The 7681-nt window shown below is 59.5% G+C and carries 9 protein-coding genes; 4 read left to right on the top strand and 5 right to left on the bottom strand.

The window, feature by feature from the left end:
- The first annotated feature begins 437 nt into the window (after positions 1-437).
- The gene (locus ACIQ17_RS28370; RefSeq protein WP_398472738.1) at positions 438-1352 is read left to right on the top strand and encodes a DUF1403 family protein; all 915 of its coding nucleotides are present in this window, start codon (positions 438-440) and stop codon (positions 1350-1352) included.
- Positions 1353-2003, top strand: a complete 651-nt coding sequence (locus ACIQ17_RS28365) for an SMC-Scp complex subunit ScpB (RefSeq protein ID WP_398472737.1) — start codon at positions 1353-1355, stop codon at positions 2001-2003.
- Between the two features lie 193 nt (positions 2004-2196).
- Here the strand turns inward: ACIQ17_RS28365 and ACIQ17_RS28360 are convergent, their stop codons facing one another.
- The 3 genes from ACIQ17_RS28360 to ACIQ17_RS28350 form a co-directional block, all read right to left on the bottom strand.
- Positions 2197-2616, bottom strand: coding sequence for a DUF1236 domain-containing protein (locus ACIQ17_RS28360; protein WP_398472736.1), 420 nt, complete (start codon positions 2614-2616; stop codon positions 2197-2199).
- Between the two features lie 233 nt (positions 2617-2849).
- Positions 2850-3680, bottom strand: a complete 831-nt coding sequence (locus tag ACIQ17_RS28355; RefSeq protein ID WP_398472735.1) for a hypothetical protein — start codon at positions 3678-3680, stop codon at positions 2850-2852.
- Between the two features lie 175 nt (positions 3681-3855).
- A complete protein-coding gene (locus ACIQ17_RS28350) occupies positions 3856-4392 on the bottom strand; it encodes a DUF4142 domain-containing protein (protein WP_398472734.1) in 537 nt (178 codons plus the stop codon).
- 371 nt (positions 4393-4763) lie between these two features.
- On the opposite strand from ACIQ17_RS28350, the gene ACIQ17_RS28345 reads away from it, so the two are divergent.
- Positions 4764-5021: a ribbon-helix-helix domain-containing protein gene (locus ACIQ17_RS28345; RefSeq protein ID WP_398472733.1), complete on the top strand. Its 258-nt coding sequence runs from the start codon at positions 4764-4766 to the stop codon at positions 5019-5021.
- 21 nt (positions 5022-5042) lie between these two features.
- A complete protein-coding gene (locus ACIQ17_RS28340) occupies positions 5043-5294 on the top strand; it encodes a ribbon-helix-helix domain-containing protein (protein WP_398472731.1) in 252 nt (83 codons plus the stop codon).
- A gap of 361 nt (positions 5295-5655) precedes the next feature.
- Here the strand turns inward: ACIQ17_RS28340 and ACIQ17_RS28335 are convergent, their stop codons facing one another.
- Positions 5656-6246 carry a DUF1989 domain-containing protein gene (locus ACIQ17_RS28335; protein WP_398472730.1) on the bottom strand — a complete coding sequence of 197 codons (591 nt, stop codon included), beginning with the start codon at positions 6244-6246 and terminating at the stop codon, positions 5656-5658.
- Complete coding sequence (gene gntA, locus ACIQ17_RS28330) at positions 6243-6932, bottom strand: guanitoxin biosynthesis heme-dependent pre-guanitoxin N-hydroxylase GntA (RefSeq protein ID WP_398472729.1); 690 nt, start codon at positions 6930-6932, stop codon at positions 6243-6245. The genes ACIQ17_RS28335 and gntA overlap by 4 nt, the downstream gene beginning before the upstream one ends.
- Between the last annotated feature and the right edge of the window lie 749 nt (positions 6933-7681).

Genomic DNA, 7681 nt, shown 5'->3' with positions numbered 1-7681 from the left:
CCCTGTCTGCGTGCCGACGACGTATTCCGGCTAAGCCATTTGCCGATTTGGGCAGGAGTGGGAGATCGCCACGACCGAGTCCCGGTTCACGAAGCGGAGGCCAGGGCTCCCTCATGGCGGGGCGCCCGATGCGCAGCGCCCACTCTCCAAAGGGCTACAGACCCGAAATCTACATTTAGAACATGTATATTATTTCCATTAAAGCAAAGCACGCACCCTGGGCACATTTCCGCTAATGGCGCAAAGCCGACATTCCGCTCGCGACTAGAATCTGAGCGTTCGGAAGAAGACAGATCGCTCCAGCGGGAAGCACATGTCCGATAATGCAACATTATCGCGCTTGGTTATTAACCATAACCCGCGGCGGTTAGTAGCAGATTTCTGGCATCAAGCGCCGCGCCGGATTAGGTTGCGGTATGGCTGTGCGCACCCGATTCTTGCCCGACCCGCCCCGGCGCTTCCCGCCGGTGCCCGGCTGGGCGCGCGTGCAGCGCGTGTCGACGTGTCCGGACGCTGCTTTATTCTCTGCCGGCGCAGCCCTCTCTGCGCTGCACTCGATCGCCCGCGATGAGCACATGCTCGGCGCGCTCTGGCGCCAGCGCCTGGCGCTCAAATGCACCATCGTGCTGATCGGGCAGGGCGGCCGCAGCGAAGACGAGGCGCAGCTGCGCGACCACTGGTATCTGCGCCAGAGCCACGAGGATCCGGGTCCGGCCGGACAGCTGCTCGGCGCGTGGCGCCGCCTGGGTACCAACAAGGCGCTGATCTTCAAGGACACCTGGCCCACCGACTTGCCGACACTGTTCGGCTATCGCGACGACGAAGCGCTGCAGGAGGCAATCGCCTGTGCGCTTGCGCAATGCGCCGCGGACGCGAACCCCGTGCACGCCGCAGCTACCGCCTCCGCATCGAGTTTGCGACTACGTCCGGACTGCCGCCCGCTCGCTCTGTGGCTTGCCGATGCCGTGCTCGCGCATCGCCTGAGCTGGCCGGCGCCGGTGCCGTTGCTCGCGGCGCAACTGACCGGCGCCGGATGGCGGCACGCGGCAGACGACGAGGAAGCATGGCTGCAGGTGTGCGGTCTCGCTTACGCCTGCGCTGCAGCCACCGCATGGGACAGTTACGCCGAGCTCGGTCACCGCGCCGACCGCCTGCTCGCAGCTGCGCCAAAACTGCGCAGCAAGGACGCCGACACCATGATCGCGACCTTGCTCAGCGAAGACGCGCAACCGGCGCGGGGAGGGCAGACCGCCAGCGATCGCTCGAGCCGTCGCCTGTTCGAACGGCTGGTTGCGCTCGGGGTAGTGCGCGAACTGACGGGTCGACCGACCTTCCGGCTTTACGGGCTCTAGATGGGACGCCGCCCGAAAGCCAAGGTCACGCTCGACCGCGAGCTCGCCGATCTGCCGACCGAGCTGCGTTGGCGCGAATGGATGGGTCGCGTCGAGGCCGTCATTTTTGCGTCCCGCGACCCCGTCACCCGCGAGATGCTGGCGCGCGTGGTAGGGGAGGGGTGCAGTGTCGAGCTGATCGTCGATGACATTCGCAGCGAGCTACGTGGTCGTCCGTACCAGCTCGTCAATGTCGCCGGCGGTTGGCAACTGCGGACCCGCAAGAATTTCGCCGACGCAATCCGGACCGCAACGGGAACGACAGAGCAGGGCGACCTGCTATCAGCAAGCGAAACGCTGGTTCTGATGTGCATCGCTTATTACCAGCCCATCACCCGTAGCGAGCTCGGACGATTCTTCGGCCGGGACATCAGCCGCGACGTCATCGGCCATCTTCGAAAGCTCGGCTTTATCGGGTCAGGGCCACGGGCGCCGCAGCCAGGCGCGCCTTACACCTACGTGACGACGAAGGCGTTCCTTGCGCATTATGGCTACGACACGCTCCGCGACCTGCCGGACATGGAAGCGCTCGAAGATGCCGGCCTCCTCAGCAAGGAGATGTTGCTGGCCGGTGACCTCTTGCCCGGCCTGCACGAGACAGACCCCGAATAGGCGACGGCCCGGCGCGCTACCGGGATCGGCACCTAAACGCATAAAGCCTCCGCTTCAAGCGTGACGGTGGCGTCAGTTGGCCTGAAAAGCGACGTCTAAAGGTACCGATATGCGTATGAGCCGAGGGCACTGGACGGCCAAAAAAGAAGGCCCCGAAGAGGGCCTTCTTTGATGTAAGCAAGGATGATCGCGATCAGTCCACGATCTGAACGACGCGACGGGAACGCGGGTCCACCAGAACGGTCCGATCGTTGACGACCGTGTAGCGATACTCCCGGACCGAGGCGTAATCGTCGGGGACCTCGTAGTAGGTCACGCCATCAGCAGGAAGAACGGTGCCGACTGCAACGGGCTCTGCATAGGTATATGAGCGGATGCGGCGACCCTCGACATAACTACGGAAACGCGGACGATCGTCGACACCGAGCACGCCGGCGACACCACCCACAACGCCGCCGACGGTTGCGCCGACGACCGCGCCGACCGGCCCGGCCGCGCGTTCGCCTTCACGGGCACCACGCTCGACCCCACCTGGCACGCCCTGAGCCATCGCAACCGAACCAGTCACCATCAGAAGCGCGGCAGTCGTAAAACATTTCAGACGAAAAGACATCGGAGATCTCCTTGGGTCATTGACCCCTGCTTAAGCTGCCGCGCGGAAATTCGTTCCAGCTGCGAAAGTCTCCGCCTTCGTCAGCTTCACCTCACAAACCCGCAAAGAAAAACGCCGCCGTTGACGGGCAGCGTTTTAGCGTCACCTCAAGAAGAGGATTAGCAAAATGATCGGAAGAGGGATTCCAAGTAGCCAGAGAAGAATGGGCATCACAAAGCTCCTATGTTTGGATATCAACGACGACGCTTCCACGTGCCATCTCGCAGTCCGCCGCCCTCCGTCGCCGCGAGGCTTGCCGAGAAGGCGCCGATCAGCAATGACGCGGTAAGCCAGAAAGCGAGCTGCATGGCAGCCTTCCGGGCGGCATCAGCTGCAGACTTGGCGTCGTTGACTACCTCGGTGACCCGCTTGTCCGCTTCTGCCTCGGAGAGGCCATTACGGGCGGCGATAACTTTCACGACGTAGGAACGGTCGGCCGCCTTGAGCTCGCCGCCGCGCAGGCTCGATGCGAAAATGCGCGAGATCTCACCACGACTGGCGTTGGCGTCGCCGGTTGGGGCAGGGGTGTTAGGGCGCAACAGGGTGTCGACGTAGGCGTCGACCGGACCGGATTGAGCTGCGGCGGAAGTTGCGCCCGCCGATACGCCGGATGCTGTCCCGCCAAGGATGGTTGAAGCAGGTGCAGCGAGAAGAATGGCGCCGAGCACGGTTGCGAACGCCCAAGCCAAAAAGCCATGGGCTGTGTCGCGGAAATAGACCTCATCGGTGTGCACACCGATCCAGCGTGAGCGCAGGCGTCCTGCCAGATAGCCTCCGACCGATGATGAAAGCATGGCGATGACCACGAGATAGAGGCCCGTGGTGATCTTGAACGTCGTAGCTGAGGCGCCGGAATTGCCCCACGGCGACACGACAGATAGCCCCAACCCAGTGCCAAATGCGATGAGAACCAACGTCAACGCCAGCGATACGGTCGCCCCTGCGGCGACTGCCGGCCAGGATACGCCTGCCGTGGATGGTTCGTCTGAGCCGCCCGCCGGCGTTACTACTACGGTATCAATCATGTTCGGACTCCCCATAGCTCCCAGCGAGCTAGCTGCCCACCTAATGAGCAGTCGGGGGCAAAGTTCCGATCATTCGACGAGGATGCTGACCAGAAGCGGGTCGAACAACAGCGGTCTTTTCGCAGCTTCTGGGAGATCGCCGGTGAAGCTCAACGCATCACCGGCGCGGCGTCCGTTACTTCTTCTTGTTCAGGTTTTGCGCCATCTCGAGATGATGCTGCAGATGGGGTAAGGTTTTGCCGGCCCAGTCCTTCAGCTTCTCGTCTTCGCCGCCTTTGGCATAGCGCTCGAACAGGGAAACAGCGTCCTTGTGGGCGCTGACCTGCATCGAGGCGTAGTCAGCCGTGAAATCCTCCTGCTTGGCATCCTTCAGCTTGTCGACTTTCTTCTGGTGGGCCTCGTCCAGGGCGGCCGGGATCTCGGCCTTGACACCCCCGGCAACGAGCGCCTTGAGCTCGGTCGACGTCTTGGTGTGATCGGTGATCATCTGTGCGGCGAAAGCCTTTGCATCCGCATCACCGCGCTCTTGGGCCAGTTTTGCGGTCTGGATCTCGATAAGATCGCTGAGGGCCGCCTCCTTGACAAAGTCGGCGGTGCTTGGCGCGATGCCGAGCACGGAATTCACCCCGGTCTTTTCACCGACCGACTGGGCGGACACGTGCGAGAGCGAGAGCATCAATACGGCAGCCGTTGCAAGCAAGATTCTGTTCATGGGACATTCCTCGGTAGGGACTAGCACCTTTTGACAACCTAAAATGTCCAACCGAGGGGTAAGTTCCGTCTTGGCACAGAAGAGCCCAATATTGCTTGTGGCCGATGCTGCGCAAAACTGCGCAAGCACTCTCGGCGCTTATGGCTTCGACACACTCCGCCAGTTGCTGGACGGCCTTCGACGATGCCGGGCTGCTTACTAAGGAAAAGTTGCTGCCCGCTGGCCTCTTGCCGGGTGTGCACCAGACCGATCTCGAATGGGCGGCGGCCCGGCGCTGCCGAGATCGGCTGTGGCCGCATGGAAGCATTCCCCACTCGAAGGATGTCAATGGCATCCGCCCGCTTTAAAGCTGCCGTATGGGGGCTACGGACATGGATTATCGAACCTTCAAAGTCGCTGGGCGTGACATCGGCATCGCACTTGAAGAACCCTTCTGGGAGTGTCTCGAAGATCTCGCCGCTCGGCGCCGCACGTCCCTTGGAAACTTGGTGCACAGTCTCGAAAAACGAGATCCTCCCGACATTGCTTCGGCTCTCCGCGTCCTCGTCATCAAAGACATCATGGAAATAGCCGGGATTGAGTTGACGCCTTTCCGCCCATCATGCGAGCCTGCCAAAAAATACCATTAGGGAAGCGAAGCGCCAACGACGATGAAGTCATCCGTTCAGAAACGATCAGTTGTGATCAATGGACACAAGAGCAGCGTCAGTCTCGAAGAAGCGTTCTGGACGGCGTTGAAAGAAATTGCTCGCGGGACACAGCAGACTTTGTCCGAGCTGGTGACCGCCATCGATCGCGATCGAAAGACGGGCAACTTATCTTCAGCGTTGCGATTGTTCGCTCTTGCCCACTACCGTGAAAATCAGCGCCCTTCCCAAAATCGCAACGCCGAGGAAGCGTAATTTCCGTTGCGCAGCGCACAGTAGAGTTGAGCTACAGGCGATCGCTGTGGCTTCTCCCGGCGCGCTTGAGCCGGCTCAAGGCTCACGCAACACATTCGAAGTATCGCGGTGTGCCCGGTGCTCCAACCCTCTAAGTCGCACAGGCCCCTTCGAAGGCTCCTTTCTCTTGAGCTCAACCTCGACCGCAGCGCGCGTAGCTCATCACTCTACAGCGATGTATAAGCGTGAATGCTAAGGGGAATTCCCCAGTGCGGCCAGTGCCAGGCGTCCCAACGTGGCACTGAGGTTGCGATGGTCAAAACAGAATCGCGAACGCCGTCCCTTTTCCCGTCGTCAAAACCGGCAACGCCGGTTCAACGGGCTAATCTTCAATTTTGTAGTCGATGGGCTTGAAGGCATAGTTATTCGACTGCAGTGCGGAACAGGCCGTGAGCCCTACGATAAGATCCATCTCGGCTCGAAACGCGACGTAATCTCCCTGCTTGCTCGGCGGAGCCTCGACCGTGAAACTTCCCGTCTGGGCATCGATCACCACATTCATAAAGCAATTGAATGCGACCGGAATGCTGTCAGGTCCAATCCCAAATGGTGCGAGCGCGGCCTCGAGATTTCCGAAACAGCCCCTGTGGGGGCTCTCATCTCCGTATATAATTCTGAAAGTATCCTCGGAACATGGCGTCAATAGAAAATCATGCCGGCCAACTGTGTCAGCCTCAACGCGAAGCATGACATTACTGCGGTTCGAATAGATCGGGTCACCAGTCGTGAGATACAGCTTGCTGGCATAATCGAGGCTGCGGCCCGACGAAATCGCTTCCGCCGTATCACCGGCATTGAAAGCAACAAGGTCGGACACCTGCTCACCCTGAGGGTCGATCACTGTAAGCAGCTGGCCCTTCGAAAGACGAAACGCGGTGCCGGACCGCGGCGGGATGCGGGAAGGGGAGCTCATCGCGGCCGCTCCACCGGATGGAAAGGACATTGCCACTCATTTTCCTTGATCAATCGACCGCTATATTGCCGCGCTTCAGAGATTTCGCCGTGGCGAGCCAACATTGGATTTATTGATCCTGCCAGCGCCTCATCACGTTCCAATATCTTCTCTCGCATTTTTTCATATTTTCCTTGTTCTCGGAGCTGTTCGAATTGGTCATGAAGATTGAATACTAGAACGGGCAGCTCAAACCGCCGAGCCGGCCGGCTCGCCGCTGGATGAAGACCCACGATGAAAAAGCCCTCGCCATCAAAGCTCAACGAAAAATGGGGATCATTTGGATCTTCGCTTACGCGCTTATCGTGTGGCTTGCCAAGCCAGGCATCCTTATTCGTAAGACTCTCTGCGCGCGCCCATAGAAACTCCTCGAATTCGCGTTCACTGAGCATGTCAGGGGTACAGAAAATCACGGCGAAGCTGCGGAACAAAGCGCGGTCTTGCCGGTAGGCAGAAACAACTCGGGTCAAGCCATCGTAGATATCTTGGTCATTCCAGTTGGATCGTATGTCCTGAGCGATAAGAACATCGAGTGTGCCTCTGGCAATCGCTGATTTTGCACCAACACATGGAAAGGAACTGTCCTGAATAAATGCTCTAAAGTGATCTTCGAGGTCATGAGCGGCAGTACGGTCTACGAACAGCATTGAAACTTCCTACTGAACTTAAAGGGCAAGCTGGCAATGGATGAGGTTAGCCGGGCGACGCTGAGACAGATCGAAGAAATTCTAGAAGAGCATTTCGACCTCTGCGCGAGCCCGCATGAAACGATCCATCGGATTATGCTGGCGCTAAAAGTAAATCGCCCGACACGCCCGACGAAACGTGCGGATCACCGCTAGGTTCCTCCCTCTTGCGGGAACGTAGTTCAATGCCGGCCTTTAATATATGCAAAGGGAGCCGGGCAATGAAACCATCAGATGAAAAGCCGCCGCGCCGAGAGATGCAGCGACGTGCACCCGAGACGGAATCAACGGCCCTTGACACGACCCAGCGTCACGACGATGTCGCAGAGTGGGACGAGGTGGACGAGATGGCGTACGATCCCACGCAGGAATAGCGACCTTAGCGTCGTCCATCACAGACGGTGGTGCACTCGCGCGTCAAGTCCTCTGGCGCTGCAAAATCAAGCCAAAGAGGCAGAGCGCTGGTCGTGCCTTGGCCGCGACCAGCTTGCCCCGCCAATCGCTATCTCTGCACTGATCCTGTCGCTGCCATTTATCGAGGGTATCGCGATTGTTGGAGGTTTTCACACGCCTCCGATAACAGCTAGTTGGCTTCTAATTCCGAGCGCTTCCTTGGAGTCGCTTTTGGGACAGGGCAGCGAAATGCGGGTCTTCGCACCAAAGGAAGCCCAGCAGCATGTTCACTATCATTTGGATCGCTGCGAATGACG

It is taken from the genome of Tardiphaga sp., assembly GCF_044340795.1.
Taxonomy (GTDB): domain Bacteria; phylum Pseudomonadota; class Alphaproteobacteria; order Rhizobiales; family Xanthobacteraceae; genus Tardiphaga.
The sequence above is the reverse complement of the archived record's forward strand: the minus strand, read 5'-3'. Positions and strand labels throughout refer to the sequence as shown.